Consider the following 19,922-nt stretch of genomic DNA (forward strand, 5'->3'; position numbering starts at 1 on the left):
AGTGTCGTTTCCGCTCGACTTGCATGTGTTAGGCCTGCCGCCAGCGTTCAATCTGAGCCATGATCAAACTCTTCAATTTAAGATTTTGTGACTCAACGAATACTGACTTCAAAACTAATATTTACCGCTCTTTCGAAAAAGAACAGAAACATGTAATTCTAAAGCTATTACCATTCCAACAGAATGATAATGAATTGACTGTGCCAAAATTAAGTAAACTTAATTTTGTATTGGTCACTCAGTTCATTGAAATCAAGTTTGTTACCGAAGTAACTGTTATTACGCTCTTTCGAAAAAGAACCAATAACGTTTTGATATTCATCAACGAGTGCCCACACAGATTGATAGGTTTAAATTGTTAAAGAGCGCTAGCGTTTTGTGATTTACATCTCAGTCGCTAGGGGTGCGTACTATACCTGCACCACTTAGAGAGTCAAGGGTTATTTTCAACTCCTTTTTCTCTACCGATTTCGCTGTGTGACTTTCGTCTCACTCCGTGTCGGTGAGGCGGCATTATAGAGAGATCGACATAGAGCACAAGGGCTTTTTTGAATAAAAGTTTTGTTCGCCTAAAAAGCCACCAGATCCGCATTTTTCGAATAAAAACTAAACATTTGAGACGTATCACAGCAATACATTGGCAAAATGGAAACCATGAACGTAAGATTCATGTATCTATTTTGTTAAGAGTAGATGCGTCTATTTCGTTTATTAATATGTAGTATTCCGATATGAACTCAAAAAAATCGATGTTGTTAATTGTCGCACTAGCTGTTCTAGGTGGCATTGTTTTCTCTCAGGTAGATATATCGCCTGCAATTACCTTTATCCTTGGTGTCTTGGCTTCCGCTTTTGTTGTTAACTTTTCAAGCACCGACTCAAAATCAGATTCAGAACCTAAGGCATCAACAAAAACACTTTATGTAGGTAACCTTCCATACAAAGCGAATGAGTCACACGTACGTGAATTATTCTCAGAGTATGGTGAAGTATTTGCAGTACGCTTAATGAAAGACAAACGTACTGGTAAAAGAAGAGGCTTTGGATTTGTCGTAATGGCTAGCAATGATGTGAATCATGCTATTTCAGAACTTAACGATAAAGATTACATGCAACGAACTTTAAAAGTGCGAGTTGCAAATGATCCTAAACATCCAGAAACGGACGAAGCTGAACTGAGCTAAATCCTAACTGCTTCAACATGCTATTTAGTGCACTTTCTTTCTTAGGAAGTGCACTACAAAAAACCTCACGCACTCCCCCTTCTTTATCACTACTCTCCAAATCCAATAAATCTTGAACTCGCTTCGCAATCGCTTTACCAGAATCAACCAATAAAACACTCTTACCTAGGACTTGTTGAATCTCTGATTTTATCAGCGGGAAATGTGTGCATCCTAAAACGGCCACATCAATTGTATTGATCATCGGTTGAAGGATGAGTTGCAGCTCTTCAAGGTCAATCGTCTCCCCCCTGAGTTTATCTTCGGCCATATCCACCAGCCGAGTAGAACCTAACAGTTCGACTCTTTTATTACTCGAGAAGTTTTTGATGAGCTCGTGTGTGTATTCACGAGTAATCGTTGCGGGAGTAGCAATCAGACCCACCGCTTTATTGGCAAGTAGGGATGCAGGTTTGATTGCCGGAACAACGCCAACAATTGGGATTAGATTATTAGCACGCAGTGTAGGTAAGACAATCGTACTTGCGGTATTGCAGGCTATTACTACGATATCAATAGCGTGGCTAGCCACAAAGCTAGCGACGATACTTTGGACTCTGCGGACAAGAACTTGTTGATCGAGTTCACCGTATGGGTAAGCCTCGTTATCGAATACATAAGTATAGTTATGATTCGGTAGTAACTGGCTTATCTCCTTATATACAGATAGGCCACCCACTCCAGAATCAAAGACCAATATATTTTTTTGTAGACTATCCGACACAACGATTACCTATAATAAGTTTCGCTGCAATGATACTCCTTCGCTTAGTTTTCGCCAATCCTCACTCTATATAATGCAAGCTTGATAACGTTGATGAACAAAGCGCTCACCTTGCTCTACATTTTCTAGATCTATCTTGAGCTTACCTTTAAAGCATGGCGCTGACATCACTAAGGTATGGAACTCACCATCTTCGCCACATGGATCGACATGACTCGGTAAACTGTCTATTAGTTCAAGCGTGTATTTTTTCCCGCAATAGCTCATGTCTAATGCATCGCTATCGACCGTGACGAGAAAGGTTTCGATTCCTCTGTCTATTATTTCACTCGCAAGTGCCTGACTGCTCTCTCCCATTAAGGGAAACACACACTCCCACCCCGCAGGTTCTATATAGCTTCTTCGATAATCGGCAATGCCATTACAAAACATGTCTCCAAACGCGACCGCATCGATTGATAAGCCAGAACCTTTAAGTGCGGAGACAATGGTACTTTGATAAATCTCATTACTAGGAAACACTTCCGGGAGCTCAATCGTGATGAGTGGCAAACCGACTAATTGCGCCTGCATGGCAACCACATCAATGGGAGTCACTTGGAAAGGAACTTCATCTCCAACATATGTCGTGTATAGAGCGACAACTTCATATTCGGAGCTTTCAAGTAGACGCTCTAGCGTTAATGTCGAGTCTTTACCTGACGACCAACTTATGACGACTTTCTTTTTCATTGATATACCCAATAAGAAAAAACCGCCCGGAGGCGGTTTAGGTGTAAATTAGAATTGGTAAGCTACGTTCAAGTAGTAAGCACGCTCTGCGGCTGGGTACCCTAAAGCCGTTTCGTAGTCTTCATCAAGTAAGTTATCAACACGAGCACTGATCGTAGTGTTTTCATTAGCATAATAGCTAACAGCAGTGTCAACCAATGAGTAGGATGGTAGAGTTACATCACCATATGGCCATGTCCCGTAATCAACATCAGGTCGCTTACCGACATATTGATAGCTTATAGACCAATCGACAACGTCAAATGCCACCAATGCATTCCACTTATACAGCTCTTTTGCTCGGCGCTGCAGTTGCTTACCGTTATCACCTTCTGCATCTTTATAATCAGCACTCAACTGGTGTTGAACAATGCCCGTATCAAACTCGGCAGTCACTTCTACACCTTGAATATGCGTCTCACCGTCAACGTTGATGTACTTATATGTTGTTGGGTGGTAATCGATTAGATTGGTGATCTTGTAATCGTATCCAGTTAATGTCCAATATACGTCTTTCACTAGGCCATAGAAGCCCACCTCAATCGCATCAGACTCTTCTGGCTTAAGATCTTGAGTTCCATAAGACGGATCATACTGCTGGTAAAGGTTCGGAGCTTTAAAAGCTGTACCGTATGAAGCTTTCACACCAAATTCTGGAATAAGTTGATAGCCAGCCCCGACGTTATATGTCGTTTCTGTACCAAATTCTTCATTGTCATCGACTCTTGCGCTTGCCTCTAACGTCGCAGAATCAACAGTGACTGAAGATAGGCCGAATACTGCCAAGTTAGAACGGTCGAATGTTTTATTTGCGTTTTTATCTACATATGATTCATCGCGCCAATCAACGCCACCAGCTAACACAACATTCTTGTTCAATTTATAGCTATTGACCCACTGAACATTGTTTTGTTCTAATTCGTCTTGAGTTCCAGAAGTTTTGCTTTCACCAAATTGATAATTCCAAGAATCTTGGCTTTGTACTGTTGCTTGCATCTCAGAGTGTAATTGGCTGCCTTGATAAGTACCACCAATAGACACTGATAAATCGTCTTTTTCAGACTCCATATAGCTACGTGTACTATATGTATTGTCATATTGGTAAATATTCTCATAAGCACGAACATTACCAAATACACTGAATTGTTCATTCAACTTATGAGTATAACCAATCAAACCATTCAACGTTTCAAAGCCATGGCGGTCGCCATCATTTAAGCCAGGTACGGGCTTAACATTGTAGCCTTCATCGCTCTCATGGCTAATAGCAAGGTTTAACTGACCATTTTCAGAAGTCGCAACGCCGGATGCTAGACTAAGTTCTTGATAATCTAAGCTACCCAAACCAGCACTCAATGTTGTTGACTCATCCGTCGCACGAGCAATCGTAATAATGTTGATTACACCACCAATTGCTTCAGAACCGTATAAAGAAGCTCTAGCTCCTCGTACATACTCGATTCTCTGAACATAACTCAATGGGATCTGGTTGAAATCTACTGCACCTTTTGCTGCACGAGCAAAACGAACACCATCAACTAAAACTAGAACTTGATCAGAACTTGTTCCGCGAACAAATATAGAAGCGAGCTGCCCTCTACCACCATTTTGAGTAATCTGGATCCCTGTTAATCTTCTCAACACCTCTGGGATTGTTTTAGCTTGTGTTCTTTGAAAATCTTGGCGAGTAACAACTTCAACATCAGTTAATGTCGCAGTGGCAGACTGCTCAAAACGGTTAGCCGTTACTACCATGGTTTCGTCGGCAGAGGCTTCTTGGGCGTGTAAATTGGAGATAGGTGAAAGTAGCGATGCTACAGCAACCGCTAAAAGGGATTTGTTCATGTTGTGATCCTAAATCGCGTAAATTCCTACCAAACCACATTGTATGGCTTAGCTACTGGCAGGTATTCGGACTCAAGAGCACAACCTTATGGTTTACCTCATATTCGACTTCCCACAAAAAGCTATTTGCAGTGTCTTATGAATATTCGTTCTCTTTTACCGCTGCGCGTCAGTTCTGGATTCACACCAGATTCCCTCTTCAGCCATCTATACATCCAAATGGCACCAGCTTGCGGGAGATAGTATTAACCTATGAATCATTTGTCTAGTCTAAGATAGTTATAAGCTATAGTTTTCATGCTCGATTTACATTGAATAGCTCTCAACACTGGACAAGCGCCTGTGATTGAATAAAATCTGCGCTCTTGATTTAAAAGCACGACAGCAAAAAGGCATAACAATGGCGAATTTAGATGTAAACCCGCAACGCTACCAAGAACAACTAGCAGAAAAGACTGAGCGTCTTACTGAAATGTTCTCACTATACGATGTGCCTGAGTTGGAAGTGTATGAATCTCCAGAACAACACTACCGCATGCGTGCTGAATTTCGCGTGTGGCATGAAGGTGACGATATGTATTACGTCATGTTCAATCAAGAGACCAAAGAAAAATACCGTGTAGACCAGTTCCCAGCAGCTAGCCGTCTTATCAACGATTTAATGCCTCTACTAACAGATGCAATGAAAGAGAACCACTCTCTACGCCACAAGCTATTCCAAGTAGATTTTCTTTCTACATTGAGTGGTGAGATTTTGGTATCACTGCTTTACCACCGTCAATTGGGTGAGCAATGGATTCAAGATGCTAAAGCACTGAAACAGCAATTGAATGATGAAGGTTTTAACCTAAACCTGATTGGCCGTGCGCGTAAGATGAAAATCGTCCTTGATCGCGACTATGTCATTGAAAAGCTAGACGTGAATGGTGACAGCTATATCTACCAACAAGTAGAGAACAGCTTTACTCAACCCAACGGTAAAGTAGCAGAGAAAATGCTTGAGTGGGCTGTCGACTGTACTCAAGACAGCAAAGGTGACTTATTGGAGCTTTACTGTGGTAACGGTAACTTCTCATTAGCACTGGCACAAAACTTTGAGCGTGTCCTCGCGACAGAATTAGCGAAGCCATCTGTTGAATCTGCTCAGTACAACATTGCGGCGAACAAGATTGATAATGTTCAGATCATTCGTATGTCTGCGGAAGATTTTACCGTAGCAATGGAAGGTAAGCGTGAATTCCGTCGCCTGCAACAAGCAAACATCGATCTGAAGAGCTACAACTGCAACACTATCTTTGTTGATCCACCGCGTTCAGGTATGGACGTTGATACTTGTAAGATGGTTCAAGGCTACGAGCGCATCATGTACATCTCTTGTAACCCTGAGACATTGAAAGAGAACCTAGACATTCTAAGCGAAACGCACGACATCACTCGTTTTGCTCTATTTGACCAGTTCCCTTATACGCACCACATGGAAGCCGGTGTATTCCTAGAGCGTAAAGCGTAAATCTCGCTCTCTAGATAGTACAACAGATACAAAAAAACGAGCCAATTGGCTCGTTTTTTTATTTATACGTTGGTTTAAGCGGTTTTACCGATAAAGCCTAGCTTCTTACCTACCCAAGCGAGTAGTAGCATAGCGACGATAATCGCAAAGAAGTTTGATCCTGCATCAGGGTATTGTGCTTTCACAAAAGCCGAGTGGCCAAATGCACCGACAAAGAAACAAGCTAAACCCACTAATGGAATATCTTCAGATACTGGATTAGTTAGGTATTCTTGGTAAAGTGCTTGTACAGCCAAAACTAACGCAATCAGTGGGAAAATAGAGAAGCCCACTTCGCTCATTGTTACCCAAGATAACAGTGCATCACCACACACACCTGCAACAACAGCAAGTACGAGTGTCTTTCTTTCAGAACCACGGTTTACAGTATTATTTTCATTCGACATTATTCAATCCCGCCTTTTAATCGGTTACGTTCACGTTCTTTACGATACCAAAAAGCACCTTTGGCCATCATTCGCAATTGCATGATCAAGCGATCAGCCAATTCATCTCGCTGACGTCGATCTAAATCTAATGCTTCTGCCCCTGAGTTGAAGACCAAAATGACGGAGGCTTCAGCTTGAGTAAAAGCTTCATCTCGTGTCATGCCAGTCGTTATCAAATATTCGGTTAACTCAGCAGAGAAGTGCTGTATCTCACGAGCTACTGCAGCACGAAACTCAAAAGAGGTTCCTGAGCGCTCTCGCAATAACAGTCTGAATACGTTTGGGCTGCTTTCAATGAATTCCATAAAGGTTTCAACCGAGGTACGAATCACACTGCCTTCTTTTACTATGCGTTGCCTAGCTTGACGCATTAGCTGACGCAACAGTAAGCCACCTTCATCAACCATGGTTAAGCCAAGCTCATCCATGTCTTTGAAATGACGATAAAAGGAAGTCGGCGCTATTCCAGCCTCACGAGCAACTTCTCTCAAGCTTAAGTTGGAAAAGCTACGATCGGCACTGAGCTGGCTAAATGCTGCATCGATTAAGCTGCGACGAGTTTTTTCTTTTTGCTGCGCGCGAATGCCCATTGGTTTCATACTTTATCAAACTCTTCTTTTACAGCCAAAACAGGCATGCCTAATACTCTGTTCAATATAACTCGAATCACATATTTATATAAGGCACTCTGGTTATATAAGACACTAAACACACCTCTTTGTTCACGTACCGAAGTAAATACGTTCGAAGAAAAAATTTCAATATCCACACTGTCATTTGGAGACATACAACATACCAAATATTATTTTTTCGATAACACTGCGTGATCCCACCGACTCTCTGATGCCCTTTTCATGTACCCAAGAACAGAATCAGTTAAAATCTCGCTAAAGCAATGTTAATCAAATATAACAAGGAAGATATCTATGCCGCACTCCAACCACTTTGATGTAATCGTAATTGGTAGTGGCCCCGGAGGAGAAGGGGCAGCGATGGGATTAACCAAAGCCGGGTTGAACGTTGCAATCATTGAAAAAGAGAGCAGCGTTGGTGGTGGTTGCACCCACTGGGGAACGATTCCTTCAAAAGCACTGCGTCATGCAGTAAGCCGCATCATTGAATTCAATAGCAACCCGCTGTTTTGTCAGAACAATAAAAGCATTCACTCAACGTTCTCCAACATTCTGGGGCATGCTAAGTCAGTCATCGACAAACAGACTCGATTGCGTCAAGGCTTCTACGACCGTAACCAGTGCACATTAGTGTTTGGTACTGCGCGTTTTATCGATACTAACACTATCTCTGTCATGCAGAGCGATGGTACTGAAGAACATTACAGCGCAGACAAATTTGTTATCGCAACAGGTTCTCGCCCTTATCAGCCAGACAACGTCGACTTTCTGCATGAACGTATCTACGACAGCGACTCGATTCTTTCTCTTAAACACGACCCTCAACACATCATCATCTATGGTGCTGGCGTTATTGGTTGTGAGTACGCGTCGATCTTCCGTGGTTTAGGCGTTAAAACCGATCTTATTAATACTCGCGATCGCCTGTTGTCATTCTTAGACAATGAAACCTCGGATGCTCTGTCTTATCACTTCTGGAACAGCGGCGTTGTTATTCGTAACGATGAAACCTTTGAGAAAATTGAAGGTACTGACGATGGCGTGATCATTCACCTAGAATCAGGTAAGAAAATGCGTGCCGACTGTCTACTGTATGCCAATGGCCGAACGGGTAATACTGACAAGCTGAATCTTGGTGCCGTTGGCTTAGAAGCGGACTCTCGAGGACAAGTATCAGTCAACAGCAACTACCAAACCAGTGTTGAACATGTTTACGCTGTTGGTGATGTGATTGGTTATCCTAGCCTAGCAAGTGCTGCTTATGACCAAGGTCGATTCGTGGCTCAAGCCGTGGTGAAAGGTGAAGCAGAACGACACCTTATCGAAGACATCCCAACAGGTATCTACACCATTCCTGAGATCAGCTCTGTCGGAAAAACAGAACAAGAGCTTACCGCAGCTAAAGTACCGTATGAAGTGGGACGATCTTCATTCAAGCACTTAGCTCGTGCTCAAATCGCAGGTAAAGATATTGGTAGCTTGAAGATACTTTTCCATCGTGAAACTAAAGAGATTTTAGGTATCCACGTGTTTGGTGAGCGTGCTGCTGAGATCATCCACATCGGTCAGGCGATCATGGAACAGAAAGGCGAAGCCAATACCATCGAGTACTTTGTGAATACGACCTTCAACTATCCAACAATGGCCGAAGCGTATCGCGTCGCAGCGCTGAACGGACTTAACCGTTTGTTCTAAACAAAGAACCAATAGGACTATTTGACCACCTGTAGGCCAAATACATAAACAGCAAGCCATGAGCTTGCTGTTTTTATTTAAACCACTGAATTATATAGTCATTCTTGCAATTAGATCATGATGTTCTAAATGCTACCTTACCTGCGCAATTTCTCTTTTTCGCTCCCTGAACTAAGCTATCTAAGCTAAGCGAGAAACTCCCCTTTCTTCCACTGAGAGATAAATAGAACACCAAGACCAATGCCGCGCATTGCCATAAAGCTCAACATTGCTAGCCACAGCGCATGGTTCTCTAAACCTGATGCTAAGTAGAAAATCGCAAAGAAACTGCAGGTGGCCACAAACATACTGTTACGCATATCTTTGCCTTTGGTAGCGCCCACGAAAATACCGTCTAGCAAGAAGCACCACATAGAAACTAGCGGCATCGCAATCAGCCATGGCAGATATACCTCAGCCTGACTCTTAACCTCTGGAATTGTAGTAATCATATTAATCAAACTAGGCCCAACAATCGCGAACGCTATGGTCAGTACCAAACAAATATTGAAGCTCCAGAAGAAAGTGCCAATCAAAGACTGATTTAACTCTTCTTTATCTCTCGCGCCAATCGCCTTTCCGACCATAGCTTCCATTGCATAAGCAAAACCATCCATCCCATAAGAGATGATCATCAAGAAGCTCATCAATACCGCATTGGCCGCCACCACATCATCACCAAAACTTGCACCTTGGAAGGTCATAAAAGTGAAAGTCGCTTGCAGACACAGCGAGCGCAGAAAGATATCGCGATTCAGTTTTACGAAACGACTCAAACCTTGGCTGGTTTTCTTAAGCAGCTCCCATGGAGATGGCAGTTGCCTCTTCATCCAGATTCGATAAACACAAATTAAGCCAAACGTTAAACCCGCATAGTCCGCTATCACCGATGCCAATGCCGCACCTTCAACTTGCCAGCCGAGGCCAATCACAAATACGATATCCAAAACAATGTTGGTGATATTAGTGATAATCACCATCCACATTGGCGCTTTAGCATTTTGGGTTCCGAGCAACCAACCTAAAATTACAAAGTTAGTTAGCGCAGCAGGCGCACTCCAGGCACGGATAGAGAAGTACTGCAGGCCATAATGTTTGACTTGCTCGCTGGCACTGCTCAATGAGAAAACCGCATCCGCAACAAAGCTGTGTAAAAGCAAAAAGACACCAGCAAACCCTAAGGCCATAGTCACGCCTTGCACAAAGACTAAACCAAGCTGCTTACCATCATTCGCACCATAAGATTGCGCGGCCAATCCAGTCGTCGACATACGCAGGAAACCAAGCAACCAGAAGGTCACACTGATCATGGTGCCGCCTAAGGCCACACCACCTAAATACCAAGAATGCTCTAGGTGACCGATAACCGCAGCATCGACTAAACCCAGCAGTGGCACCGTAATATTAGAGAGAACCATCGGGATCGCGAGCAATAGCACTTTTTTGTGCATCGCCTGATTGGATAGCGTTTGAAAAATAGTTTGGGGATTAAATAGCTTCACGCTCACCTCTTTGATTAGAGGCGATAGTTTAACCTAGTGGGTGGGCTTTCACTATGTTGTAGGGTTTTACTTATCTTGATACTTCTATTCAGCTACCTGCAAACAAAGTCGCTCGCACTACCATTTAACAAGCACTAACTGTGGCGTTAAGCGCTTTTTGACCTGCGAGATCTTACACAGTAATCGCTGCCACAATTTCCAACGATTGCATTGTTGATCAAGTGGAGAAAACGCTTTTACCCATTGCGCCCATGGCAGCCAATTAAGAACACTGTCTACTGGAGAAGATAAGCCATGTGCATATTTTCCTGAACCAAGCTTTTGCCCCAGAGCACTAGAGCTTTTGTCTCCAGCTAACACTAAACACGCGTGTGCATGAGTAAAGTAACGACTCAATGACTGAATAAAATATGCGGTCTGTTGTTCATTGCAATCAAGCAAAGCATGTTCACACACCACCATCACTGAGGCTTGTTCTGGGATGTTGAGCTCATCCAACCAAGTCAGATCATCAACCGAACCACACTCCAAACGGTAGCGTTCATTCTTGTGGAACAGGCGTTGGCGCCAAACTAGATTTTCAGTTACATCCAATTCAACCCAATGACAGCGGCCATTATCTAAACGGTAGAAACGAGTATCGAGGCCTGCCCCAACATTGATAATCCAAGCATCTGGGTTATGAGATAGAAATTGTTGAACTTGAGAGTCACAAAGCTGAGTCAATGTTGCGTAGAGAAGTTGTTGTTGGTCGAGTTCACCAGTAAGACATTCCGGTGCTAATTGGCAGCGCTTGCAGGCTTGAGCTGCGATAGGGTCATAGACTAAGCCGTCATCGGCAAGGCTTTCGCGGCTACGAAACCAAAGATGTTGAACGAGATCCGTCGGAACTTGAAATTCCTGATGTGCAGACCCTCGATCAAAAGGAGCCTTTTGAACAGAAGAGCGCGGCTTAGGAATAAGCGGCTTCATTTGAGGTTTGGTTGGATTTGGCATCATCATCTTCCTTGTATCTCGACAAAGAAGATGATAATGAATATCAATTACAATAACAAGTTATTGAGAATAAATATCAATAAGCTGTTTGTACTGATTACATCCAGTCAGTGTTCCGGATAATACCAACCGCAAGCCCTTCAATAGACAAGTGTTGAGATTCCAGATCGACATGGATTGGAGAAAACTCTTCATTTTCAGCGTGTAACAGCACCGTTGAACCTTTACGTTCTAGGCGTTTTACCGTTACATCATCATCGACACGAGCCACGACAACCTGACCATCGCGGACATCTTGTGTTTTATGAACAGCTAATAGATCACCGTCCATAATGCCGATGTCTTTCATACTTTCGCCATTTACACGGAGTAAGAAGTCAGCTTGTGGTTTAAACATGCCTGGATCAACTTGATAATGCATTTCTACATGCTCTTGAGCCAAAATAGGCTCACCAGCGGCAACCTGACCGATTAGTGGTAAACCTTGCTCTTCATTCGCTGCATCTTCAAGCAAAATACGAATACCACGAGACGCACCCGGGATAATCTCAATCGCTTCTTTACGAGCAAGAGCTTTTAAATGTTCTTCTGCAGCATTAGCAGAACGGAAGCCAAGTTCGCGCGCGATTTCTGCACGTGTCGGTGGCATACCGAAATCTTCGATCTTACTTTTGATAAGGTCAAAAACTTGTTGCTGGCGGGGCGTTAACGGCTTCATGATTCACCTGTCTTTTTATACAGTTGACTGTGAGTATATCCAGTAACTGAACAAAAGCAAAGCAATTGGTTGTTTTTAGTTCATTTTTAGCGAATTACAAAAACAAGATATCTAGCCACACGTAACCCGCTAATACTAAACAGATAAAAACTGCAGCTGAGCCAACATCTTTCGCCATCCCAGAAAGCTCATGATGTTCACTACCGATTCGGTCAACGACCGCTTCAATCGCGGTATTGATCAACTCGACAACCATCACCAACACGACTGCTGAAATCATCAAGATTCTCTCAACTTGGCTTACATCTAAGTAAAACGCCAACGGAATAAGCACTGCGGCCATGAAGACTTCTTGTCGAAATGCCGCCTCATTTTTAAACGAGCTCGTGATGCCTTGCCATGAAAAGCCCGCCGCTTTCACTATACGTTTGAATCCGGTGTTTGATTTTTTGGTCATTTTTAACCCTATACTCAATCAGTCGATGAATGATTTTCCACAAACTTAACGGCAATATGACTATTTCCATTAAAAGGTTAGACCAGTTTCTGGTATTCTTGCATCGATTAAATTTACGCCTAGGCTTATCCCTATTTCACTCACAGGATTTATCCTTTTCATCATAGAAATAGAGATACGCTTGAGCACATTGAAATAACTATTGAGGCAGTGAACCTATATGTCTTCTGGACAATCTTTTTCACGTTCATTAATGAAGCTACCTTTATCCGTATTGGTAAAGGGCACATCAATTCCTTCAAACCCTGTTGAGGATTTGAACATTGATTTGAGCAAACCGATTGTATACGCCTTACCGTTTCGCTCAAGTGTAGACATTCTTACATTGCAAAAACATGCACTTGAATTAGGATTACCTGATCCGTTGAGCAAGCTTGAAATCAATGGCAAATCACTGCAACGCTACGTTTTTATCTCTTCTCGCAAAACTCTACTGCAAGACGATGATTATGTACCAAGCTCATCAATTGAAGTCTTCTCTGAGCTGCTTTCACTGCATGCTGAAGACTCTGATCTCGACGTTCAAGTTATCCCTGCCACTGTATTGTGGGGGCGTAAGCCTGGTAAAGAGAATAACCAGAAACCTTACCTACAAGCAATGAACGGCTTAGAGAAATCAAAAGCGGTATTACTGGCAGGTCGTGACTGCTTGGTTCGCTTTAGTCCTGTGGTTTCTCTACGTTACATGGCTAACTCACACGGCACCGACAATACCATCGCACACAAACTGGCGCGCGTGGCACGTATTCACTTTTCTCGCCAAAAATTGGCGGCATCAGGCCCTAACCTGCCAAGTCGCCAAGCTCTGTTTGACCGCCTACTAAAATCTGAAGCGATCAAGAAAGCGATTGAAGATGAAGCACAAGCAAAGAACATCTCGATCGAGAAAGCGAGCAAAGAAGCTCAAGACATCATGGACGAGATTGCTGCGAACTTCTCTTACTCGCTAATCAAACGCGGTGAGAAGATTCTTGGTTGGTTGTGGAATAAGTTGTATCAAGGCCTGCATATCAGCAACGCTTCAACCGTTCGTAAGCTGGCTCAAGATGGTCACGAGATTGTTTATGTGCCTTGTCATCGCAGTCACATGGATTACTTACTGCTTTCTTACGTGCTTTACCACGAAGGCATGGTGCCACCGCATATCGCTGCGGGTATCAATCTGAACTTCTTCCCTGCCGGTCCTATTTTCCGTCATGGTGGTGCGTTCTTTATTCGTCGTAGCTTCAAAGGCAACAAGCTGTACTCGACTATTTTCCGTGAATATCTGGCGGAATTGTTCGCCAAAGGTTACTCGGTCGAGTATTTCAGTGAAGGTGGTCGCTCTCGTACGGGTCGTCTACTGCAAGCGAAAACGGGCATGTTGGCGATGACTATTCAGGCTATGCTGCGCGGCATGAACCGTCCAGTGACGTTAGTACCTGTGTACATCGGCTATGAGCACGTAATGGAAGTGGCGACCTACGCAAAAGAACTTCGTGGTAAGCGCAAAGAAAAAGAAAATGCGAGCCTAGTGATTCGTACGCTCCGTAAACTGCGCAATTTTGGTAAAGGCTACGTGAACTTTGGTGAGCCGATTCAGCTTAACCAATATCTGAACGAGCACGCTCCAGAGTGGACTAAAGATATCGATCCAATGGGAACCAGCAAGCCACAATGGATGAATCCAGTGGTCAATGACCTGGCAACCAAAATGATGACGCACATTAACGATGCAGCAGCGACCAACGCACTAACACTTTGTGCAACGGCGTTACTGGCTTCAAGACAGCGTGCATTGTCTCGTGATTCTTTGGTTTCTCAGATCAACTGTTACCTATCTCTGCTTAAGAACGTACCTTACTCTGATACATTTACGGTACCAAAAGACAGCGCTGAAGATCTGGTAAAACACGCTGAATCGCTGAACAAATTCCTAATTGAATCAGACTCAATGGGCGACATCATTTCGCTAGACCGTCACCAGTCAATTCTGATGACCTACTACCGTAATAACATCATTCATTTGTTTGCTCTACCATCATTAATTGCTCAGATGACCATTCGTCAGCACGGCCTAACCATTGACACGATTCAAGAGAACGTTGCTGCTATCTACCCGTTCTTGAAGAAAGAGTTGTTCTTAAGCTACGACGAAGATCAGCTGGAAAGCGTGGTGGCGAACATCATTGAAGAGCTTGTTGGCCAAGGTATGCTTGTGGTGTCGGACAACCAAGTCACCATCAACCAATCAAACAGCCAAGCACTGATGCTGTTAGGCCGTACGATTTCAGAAACGCTACAGCGCTACTCTATTGCTTTGAACCTATTGGCAGAAAACCCTGATCTGGATAAATCTGATCTTGAGCAGAAGAGCCAAGACATCGCACAACGACTGGGGCGTCTACAAGGCATTAATGCACCAGAGTTCTTCGATAAAGGCGTGTTTGCGTCGATGTTCGCAACCTTGAAACAGCAGCAATATTTGGATAACGATGGTAACTGCGATTTAGAAAAGACTCAGCAATTCGCTAAGCTTCTTTACTCAATGCTTTACCCAGAGGTCCGTCTGACGATTCAAGAGAGTATCCACCAAGCAGAGTAATCGCTTGATTAACAATTGCTTTAATCACTAGACTGAACACGATCAAAAAAGGCACCCATTGGGTGCCTTTTTATTGAGCGTTCGTTTAGCAAAAAACTCGTGCTTACCAGAAGGTAATGAATAAACCTGCTGTCACTGCCATTCCAACATAATTGTTGTTTAGGAAAGCTTGGAAACATAAGTCTCGATCACGATGGCGCATCAGATGTTGTTGATACACAAACAAGCCCCCCGCAACCAGCAGTGCCCAATAAAAGGTATCTCCTAATTGGTAATGCATGCCTAACGCTATTAGCATCGCCAGCGTTACTAGCTGTAAGAAGCCAACAATAAGCTTGTCGAAACGACCAAATAGAATAGCCGTCGATTTGATACCAATTTTCAAGTCATCATCTCGGTCAACCATTGCATATTGTGTGTCGTAGGCAATCGTCCACAGCGCATTGATAATAAAAATAAACCAGACCACACTAGGTAGCTCATTAGTTTGCGCCGCCCAAGCCATTGGAATTGCCCAACTAAACGCTAAGCCGAGGAACAACTGTGGAAGGTGCGTAAAACGCTTCATAAAAGGATAAATGAAAGCTAAGCCAACACCGATAACAGAAAGCTTAATCGTCAGCGGATTCATGGTTAGCACCAGTAAGAATGAAACCATGGCTAACACTAAAAAGAGCAGAATAGCTTCCTTACTAGAAACCAAACCGGAAGGTAATGGACGCTGCTTGGTGCGTTTTACATGGCCATCCACTTTACGGTCAGCAAAATCATTGATCACACAGCCAGCTGAACGCATCAATACCACGCCGAGTACGAAAACAACCAAGACATCAAAATCAGGCATGCCTTGCGCGGCGATAATCAGCGACCATAAGGTCGGCCAAAGGAGTAACAGGGTACCAATCGGGCGATTCATTCGCGTTAATTGCCAATACGCCTTCGCTTTGGTGGCAAACATTTACACACTCTCCTTAGAGTAAATGGGTGATGTTGGCAAAAACAGTTCTGCCACAAGCATCGGTTTATGGTTCATCCATAATCGAGAACGACGCGCGAGCAGTCGCTCATCGCCTGCGATAACCCAACCGACTTGCAGCGCATCTCGCTCCACGTTCTCAGCGCTGAACACGGTTAAACCAAGTGGGACATTACCTTGTTGAGAAAGGTCAGAGTGCTGATGATCTTCTAATGTGACTCGAGGAATCAAGGTTCGCCCTAACACCCACGGCTCATCATCACCCTTCAAAATCACTTTACGCAGTAAGCAATCAAACGATGATAAAAGAAGTTCCTCGTCCTGTTGTAGCATTGAGCGTTCTACAACTTGATTATGAAGCAATTCAACAGACAGGTGCTGACAGCTCTTGCCCAACTTGCGGGAAAGAGAACCTTGCTCCAAAAGCCACTCTCTGGTAATTTTATTAGGAAAATCAAATGTTTCTGTACTTTGCCAATCTACATTCATTAACGAATTAAGATACAGCGATATTGGCTGATTCATACTAGTATTCAATAGGTGACTTTACACGTACAATAAAGCTTCAACTTTCGAACAAAATTAAAGCGTTCTTCGAATTGTAAACGTATTTAGATTTAGACCGCTCATTGTAACAAGACTAATGCGTTTCGAATATCGCGAATAAACTAAAGAAAAGTCACAAATATGCACAAACGTTATGTAGCCCAAATATTTCTTGCGATTACCCTACTCTTTTCAGCATCAAGTTTCGCTGAAGAGGAATCGGCACCCAAACTAGCCTACTTCACGCTAGAGCCTGACCTGACCACCAATTTTTACACTAAAGGTAAAAAACTGGGCTACATTCAGGTTCGCCTCGATATTATGGTTGCGAATAGTAACGACTTGGCAGCCATTGAGCACCACCAACCACTGATTCGTGATGCTGTGATTGAATTGCTCGGTAAACAAAACGAAGAAACCATTAAGTCTCTATCTGGTCGTGAAGATTTAAGAAAAACCTTAGTTGAACATCTCAACAAGGTATTGCTTCCTGAAACAGGCAAAACCCTCATTGCTGACCTACTGTTTACCAAATACCTTTATCAGTAATAATGATGTAAAAACGAATCCAAATAAAAAAGCGGCTCATCTGGCCGCTTTTTTTTGTCTCTATTATTTAGCTACTGCCAAAAAGCATCTACTCACTTCGTGCTGAACTCGGTGCTTTCATAGCATCAATCCAACCAATAATGACACCAGCGGCTAGGCCAGCCAAATGAGCTGTGTTTGCAATGGCCATGAACGGTTGCATGTACCCAAGCACTAGCCACACCAACATAAAGCCGACGATCTGTCTTGGAATACCTAAACCAAGCTGAGGGGCTTTTGCACCCACCACCCATAGATAGCCAACCAAGGCATACACAACACCAGACAAACCACCGAAATTCGCCCCTTCAACCCAGTACTGCCCAGCACCTGAAAGCGCAGAAGAGACAGCAAAGATCTGAAGTAGCTTGAGGCTACCTAGTTTTTTCTCAATGTCCCCACCTAACTGCCACCACCACAAAATATTAAATGCGATATGCATAACAGAGAAGTGCAGAACAGCATGGCTTAACCAACGCCACAATTGCCATTGTTGTCCGTCAACCGCAGGGAAATGTAGGGCGTTGAAAATAGCTTGACCAAAACCGACTTGCTGTAGTGCAAAAATTACCACACACACCAACATCAGGCTGAGTGTCACGGGGCCCGCTTTGGCTTTTAACATGCCCATAAAACTTGGCGTGTGATAATGAAAGTTGCTCTTTCTGGTCTCTGCCATGTCCCAAGATGCTGCTTGATAGCGCTTATGATTGGGTTCCGACAGGAAACGATTGAGCTCGGCCTCGGTTTCAACCTGATATTGACCATCAAGAAGCCAAAGAGCAAAACGCCCTTCTCCCTCAGGTGACATCTGAATAGGGATCAGACGAGAGGCCATATAATCAATAAACGCTTGAGCAAGACGTGGATTGTCTAACACCATCAATCTAATCATTGTTACTTCCTATTCATGCTATGAGAGATGCTTGAAGCGGTTCAAGTGATAAAGGCTATTAACCCGCGATCACTGGAAGTTCAGCACGATGCCAAGCTTCAAATCCACCATCAACACTATATACCTCTTCAAAGCCTTGGTTCACTAAATATTGTGCCGCACCTTGGCTACTAATACCGTGATAACACATCACTAAGATTGGCTGTTCGAACTCAACCTCATCCATGAACGACACCATCGTATCGTTAGTAAGATGGTAAGCGGTTTTTGAGTGAGCTACCGCAAAAGACTGCGGGTCACGTATATCGACAAGTCGAGCTTCGCCTTGTTCAATAAGGGCTTGAGCACCTTTAACATCGATATGTTTAAACTGGTCCATGACTTTCTCTTTTATACTGATTTACTTTGCTGCCATTGTAACCTATCCCAAGGCTAACAATCACATCCACTTAATAAGGTTATCCACCAGCGATCACTTTTACACCATTTGTGGATAAACCTGTGAATTGCGTGAATAAAGTGCTTTTTTAAAAATAGATCCACAACATGTAGTAATGATCCTGATCTAGCTGTGGGTTAACTGAAACATATCCCCACTCGAAAAACCCCTTCAAAGCCTTACTACACCCTGCTTTTAGACAGCTGACGAATAAACTTCTCACAGAGTTATCCACAAAATCACTTTGCAAATTTCGATCGCAAAAATTGAGAAATCGATCCAAAACAAAAAGGCCGAGATCTCTCGATCTCGGCCTTTTCAAAATTCAGCGATTTGCTAGCTCTACTATTAGATAGAAGCTAGATGCGATTAGAAATCGCCAACGGCTTGTTTCAATTTCTTCATCGCATTCTTTTCTAACTGGCGAACACGCTCTGCAGAAATGCTGTAGGTATCAGCTAAGTCTTGCAGTGTCGACTTGTTATCATCCAACCAACGTGAGCGCACAATGTGCTGGCTGCGTTCGTCTAAGCTCTTCAATGCGAGTCCTAAACGATTATTGGTATGAGATTCCCAGTTCGCCGCTTCAACCGTTTCTGCAACGTCTGATGCTTTGTCTTCTAGGTAGTAAACTGGAGCCGTGTAAGCAGAACCACCGTCATCGTCATCCATCGGGGCTTCAAACGTAGCATCTTGTGCCGCTAAGCGTGATTCCATCTCACGAACTTCTGAAGGCTCAACACCCAACTCACGTGCAACCGTCTCAACTTCGCCGTTATTGAACCAACCTAAACGCTTTTTAGACTTACGAAGGTTAAAGAACAATTTACGTTGTGCTTTCGTTGTTGCGATCTTAACGATACGCCAGTTACGCAAAACGTACTCATGAATCTCAGCTTTGATCCAGTGAACAGCAAAAGAGACTAGACGAACACCAACTTCTGGATTGAAGCGCTTAACAGCCTTCATCAAGCCGATGTTACCTTCTTGGACGAGATCAGCCATTGGTAGCCCGTAGCCAGAGTAGCCTCTTGCAACGTGCACCACGAATCTTAGGTGGGAAAGGATCAAGCCTTTCGCAGCGTCGATCTCACCTTTGTAATGTAATCGCTCTGCAAGTCCACGTTCCTCTTCAGGAGTCAGCATAGGGTAGCTGTTCGCTGAGCGGATATAGCTATCTAAACTATCTTGTGTGACTAAAGCCATTTGATACGCTTGGTTTGCCATTCGGTTC

At 43.5% G+C, this 19,922-nt stretch carries 19 protein-coding genes, 1 rRNA gene and 1 riboswitch; of the genes, 5 read left to right on the forward strand and 15 right to left on the reverse strand.

What is annotated here, in order from left to right:
• Positions 1 to 79 (reverse strand): 16S ribosomal RNA (locus L3V33_RS22575); the annotation flags it as partial.
• Positions 80 to 731: 652 nt separating this feature from the next.
• Here L3V33_RS22575 and L3V33_RS22580 point away from each other — a divergent pair.
• Positions 732 to 1,184 carry an RNA-binding protein gene (locus L3V33_RS22580; RefSeq protein ID WP_004736687.1) on the forward strand — a complete coding sequence of 151 codons (453 nt, stop codon included), beginning with the start codon at positions 732 to 734 and terminating at the stop codon, positions 1,182 to 1,184.
• Here the strand turns inward: L3V33_RS22580 and murI are convergent.
• Genes murI through btuB form a run of 3 tightly spaced genes read right to left on the reverse strand, consistent with a single transcriptional unit; the run spans position 1,147 to position 4,563 of the window.
• Positions 1,147 to 1,953, reverse strand: a complete 807-nt coding sequence (gene murI / locus L3V33_RS22585) for a glutamate racemase (RefSeq protein ID WP_054548336.1) — start codon at positions 1,951 to 1,953, stop codon at positions 1,147 to 1,149. The genes L3V33_RS22580 and murI overlap by 38 nt on opposite strands.
• 60 nt (positions 1,954 to 2,013) lie before the next feature.
• Positions 2,014 to 2,679, reverse strand: a complete 666-nt coding sequence (locus L3V33_RS22590; RefSeq protein ID WP_054548337.1) for an ATPase — start codon at positions 2,677 to 2,679, stop codon at positions 2,014 to 2,016.
• A 48-nt stretch (positions 2,680 to 2,727) separates the two neighbouring features.
• Positions 2,728 to 4,563 carry a TonB-dependent vitamin B12 receptor gene (gene btuB, locus L3V33_RS22595; protein ID WP_171330965.1) on the reverse strand — a complete coding sequence of 612 codons (1,836 nt, stop codon included), beginning with the start codon at positions 4,561 to 4,563 and terminating at the stop codon, positions 2,728 to 2,730.
• Positions 4,564 to 4,602: 39 nt separating this feature from the next.
• Positions 4,603 to 4,808, reverse strand: a riboswitch (cobalamin riboswitch).
• 155 nt (positions 4,809 to 4,963) lie between these two features.
• On the opposite strand from btuB, the gene trmA reads away from it, so the two are divergent.
• Positions 4,964 to 6,073: a tRNA (uridine(54)-C5)-methyltransferase TrmA gene (gene trmA, locus L3V33_RS22600; RefSeq protein WP_171330967.1), complete on the forward strand. Its 1,110-nt coding sequence runs from the start codon at positions 4,964 to 4,966 to the stop codon at positions 6,071 to 6,073.
• A 74-nt stretch (positions 6,074 to 6,147) separates the two neighbouring features.
• On the opposite strand, the gene L3V33_RS22605 is transcribed toward trmA, so the two are convergent.
• Positions 6,148 to 6,519: a YijD family membrane protein gene (locus L3V33_RS22605; RefSeq protein ID WP_065205740.1), complete on the reverse strand. Its 372-nt coding sequence runs from the start codon at positions 6,517 to 6,519 to the stop codon at positions 6,148 to 6,150.
• Positions 6,519 to 7,160 (reverse strand): HTH-type transcriptional repressor FabR, encoded by a 642-nt coding sequence (gene fabR, locus L3V33_RS22610; protein ID WP_004736697.1) that lies wholly within the window; start codon positions 7,158 to 7,160, stop codon positions 6,519 to 6,521. Before fabR ends, L3V33_RS22605 begins: the two co-directional genes overlap by 1 nt.
• 327 nt (positions 7,161 to 7,487) lie before the next feature.
• Between fabR and sthA the strand changes: the two genes are divergently transcribed.
• Positions 7,488 to 8,888: a Si-specific NAD(P)(+) transhydrogenase gene (sthA, locus tag L3V33_RS22615; protein WP_004736699.1), complete on the forward strand. Its 1,401-nt coding sequence runs from the start codon at positions 7,488 to 7,490 to the stop codon at positions 8,886 to 8,888.
• Between the two features lie 185 nt (positions 8,889 to 9,073).
• Here the strand turns inward: sthA and dinF are convergent, their stop codons facing one another.
• From dinF to L3V33_RS22635, 4 genes are all read right to left on the reverse strand, one after another.
• A complete protein-coding gene (gene dinF, locus L3V33_RS22620; RefSeq protein ID WP_171330969.1) occupies positions 9,074 to 10,429 on the reverse strand; it encodes an MATE family efflux transporter DinF in 1,356 nt (451 codons plus the stop codon).
• Between the two features lie 117 nt (positions 10,430 to 10,546).
• Complete coding sequence (locus tag L3V33_RS22625; protein WP_237291230.1) at positions 10,547 to 11,425, reverse strand: class I SAM-dependent methyltransferase; 879 nt, start codon at positions 11,423 to 11,425, stop codon at positions 10,547 to 10,549.
• 97 nt (positions 11,426 to 11,522) lie between these two features.
• Positions 11,523 to 12,143, reverse strand: a complete 621-nt coding sequence (gene lexA, locus L3V33_RS22630) for a transcriptional repressor LexA (protein WP_004736702.1) — start codon at positions 12,141 to 12,143, stop codon at positions 11,523 to 11,525.
• Between the two features lie 94 nt (positions 12,144 to 12,237).
• Positions 12,238 to 12,600 carry a diacylglycerol kinase gene (locus L3V33_RS22635; protein WP_054542654.1) on the reverse strand — a complete coding sequence of 121 codons (363 nt, stop codon included), beginning with the start codon at positions 12,598 to 12,600 and terminating at the stop codon, positions 12,238 to 12,240.
• A 220-nt stretch (positions 12,601 to 12,820) separates the two neighbouring features.
• On the opposite strand from L3V33_RS22635, the gene plsB reads away from it, so the two are divergent.
• Positions 12,821 to 15,244, forward strand: a complete 2,424-nt coding sequence (plsB, locus tag L3V33_RS22640) for a glycerol-3-phosphate 1-O-acyltransferase PlsB (protein WP_004736704.1) — start codon at positions 12,821 to 12,823, stop codon at positions 15,242 to 15,244.
• A 103-nt stretch (positions 15,245 to 15,347) separates the two neighbouring features.
• Here plsB and ubiA read toward each other — a convergent pair whose 3' ends face one another.
• On the reverse strand, positions 15,348 to 16,202 hold the full coding sequence (gene ubiA, locus L3V33_RS22645; RefSeq protein WP_004736705.1) for a 4-hydroxybenzoate octaprenyltransferase: 855 nt from the start codon (positions 16,200 to 16,202) through the stop codon (positions 15,348 to 15,350).
• The gene (locus L3V33_RS22650; RefSeq protein WP_004736706.1) at positions 16,203 to 16,745 is read right to left on the reverse strand and encodes a chorismate lyase; all 543 of its coding nucleotides are present in this window, start codon (positions 16,743 to 16,745) and stop codon (positions 16,203 to 16,205) included.
• Positions 16,746 to 16,907: 162 nt separating this feature from the next.
• On the opposite strand from L3V33_RS22650, the gene L3V33_RS22655 reads away from it, so the two are divergent.
• Positions 16,908 to 17,315 (forward strand): flagellar basal body-associated protein FliL, encoded by a 408-nt coding sequence (locus tag L3V33_RS22655; RefSeq protein ID WP_004736708.1) that lies wholly within the window; start codon positions 16,908 to 16,910, stop codon positions 17,313 to 17,315.
• Between the two features lie 88 nt (positions 17,316 to 17,403).
• On the opposite strand, the gene glpG is transcribed toward L3V33_RS22655, so the two are convergent.
• From glpG to rpoH, 3 genes are all read right to left on the reverse strand, one after another.
• Positions 17,404 to 18,249: a rhomboid family intramembrane serine protease GlpG gene (glpG, locus tag L3V33_RS22660; protein ID WP_237291231.1), complete on the reverse strand. Its 846-nt coding sequence runs from the start codon at positions 18,247 to 18,249 to the stop codon at positions 17,404 to 17,406.
• Between the two features lie 58 nt (positions 18,250 to 18,307).
• A complete protein-coding gene (gene glpE / locus L3V33_RS22665) occupies positions 18,308 to 18,628 on the reverse strand; it encodes a thiosulfate sulfurtransferase GlpE (protein WP_004736711.1) in 321 nt (106 codons plus the stop codon).
• A 429-nt stretch (positions 18,629 to 19,057) separates the two neighbouring features.
• Positions 19,058 to 19,915, reverse strand: coding sequence for an RNA polymerase sigma factor RpoH (gene rpoH / locus L3V33_RS22670; RefSeq protein ID WP_026012297.1), 858 nt, complete (start codon positions 19,913 to 19,915; stop codon positions 19,058 to 19,060).
• Between the last annotated feature and the right edge of the window lie 7 nt (positions 19,916 to 19,922).

It is taken from the genome of Vibrio sp. A2-1 (assembly GCF_021728355.1).
In the GTDB taxonomy this organism is placed as follows: domain Bacteria; phylum Pseudomonadota; class Gammaproteobacteria; order Enterobacterales; family Vibrionaceae; genus Vibrio; species Vibrio splendidus_K.

What these genes read in the sequence shown, in the direction of transcription:
- L3V33_RS22635 (WP_054542654.1), bottom strand. Translation starts at nt 12,600, where the DNA reads ATGACCAAAAAATCAAACACCGGATTCAAACGTATAGTGAAAGCGGCG.
- L3V33_RS22650 (WP_004736706.1), bottom strand. Translation starts at nt 16,745, where the DNA reads ATGAATCAGCCAATATCGCTGTATCTTAATTCGTTAATGAATGTAGAT.
- plsB (WP_004736704.1), top strand. Translation starts at nt 12,821, where the DNA reads ATGTCTTCTGGACAATCTTTTTCACGTTCATTAATGAAGCTACCTTTA.
- L3V33_RS22625 (WP_237291230.1), bottom strand. Translation starts at nt 11,425, where the DNA reads ATGCCAAATCCAACCAAACCTCAAATGAAGCCGCTTATTCCTAAGCCG.
- L3V33_RS22580 (WP_004736687.1), top strand. Translation starts at nt 732, where the DNA reads ATGAACTCAAAAAAATCGATGTTGTTAATTGTCGCACTAGCTGTTCTA.
- L3V33_RS22590 (WP_054548337.1), bottom strand. Translation starts at nt 2,679, where the DNA reads ATGAAAAAGAAAGTCGTCATAAGTTGGTCGTCAGGTAAAGACTCGACA.
- sthA (WP_004736699.1), top strand. Translation starts at nt 7,488, where the DNA reads ATGCCGCACTCCAACCACTTTGATGTAATCGTAATTGGTAGTGGCCCC.
- lexA (WP_004736702.1), bottom strand. Translation starts at nt 12,143, where the DNA reads ATGAAGCCGTTAACGCCCCGCCAGCAACAAGTTTTTGACCTTATCAAA.
- glpE (WP_004736711.1), bottom strand. Translation starts at nt 18,628, where the DNA reads ATGGACCAGTTTAAACATATCGATGTTAAAGGTGCTCAAGCCCTTATT.
- trmA (WP_171330967.1), top strand. Translation starts at nt 4,964, where the DNA reads ATGGCGAATTTAGATGTAAACCCGCAACGCTACCAAGAACAACTAGCA.
- btuB (WP_171330965.1), bottom strand. Translation starts at nt 4,563, where the DNA reads ATGAACAAATCCCTTTTAGCGGTTGCTGTAGCATCGCTACTTTCACCT.
- glpG (WP_237291231.1), bottom strand. Translation starts at nt 18,249, where the DNA reads ATGATTAGATTGATGGTGTTAGACAATCCACGTCTTGCTCAAGCGTTT.
- rpoH (WP_026012297.1), bottom strand. Translation starts at nt 19,915, where the DNA reads ATGGCAAACCAAGCGTATCAAATGGCTTTAGTCACACAAGATAGTTTA.
- L3V33_RS22655 (WP_004736708.1), top strand. Translation starts at nt 16,908, where the DNA reads ATGCACAAACGTTATGTAGCCCAAATATTTCTTGCGATTACCCTACTC.
- L3V33_RS22605 (WP_065205740.1), bottom strand. Translation starts at nt 6,519, where the DNA reads ATGTCGAATGAAAATAATACTGTAAACCGTGGTTCTGAAAGAAAGACA.
- ubiA (WP_004736705.1), bottom strand. Translation starts at nt 16,202, where the DNA reads ATGTTTGCCACCAAAGCGAAGGCGTATTGGCAATTAACGCGAATGAAT.
- fabR (WP_004736697.1), bottom strand. Translation starts at nt 7,160, where the DNA reads ATGAAACCAATGGGCATTCGCGCGCAGCAAAAAGAAAAAACTCGTCGC.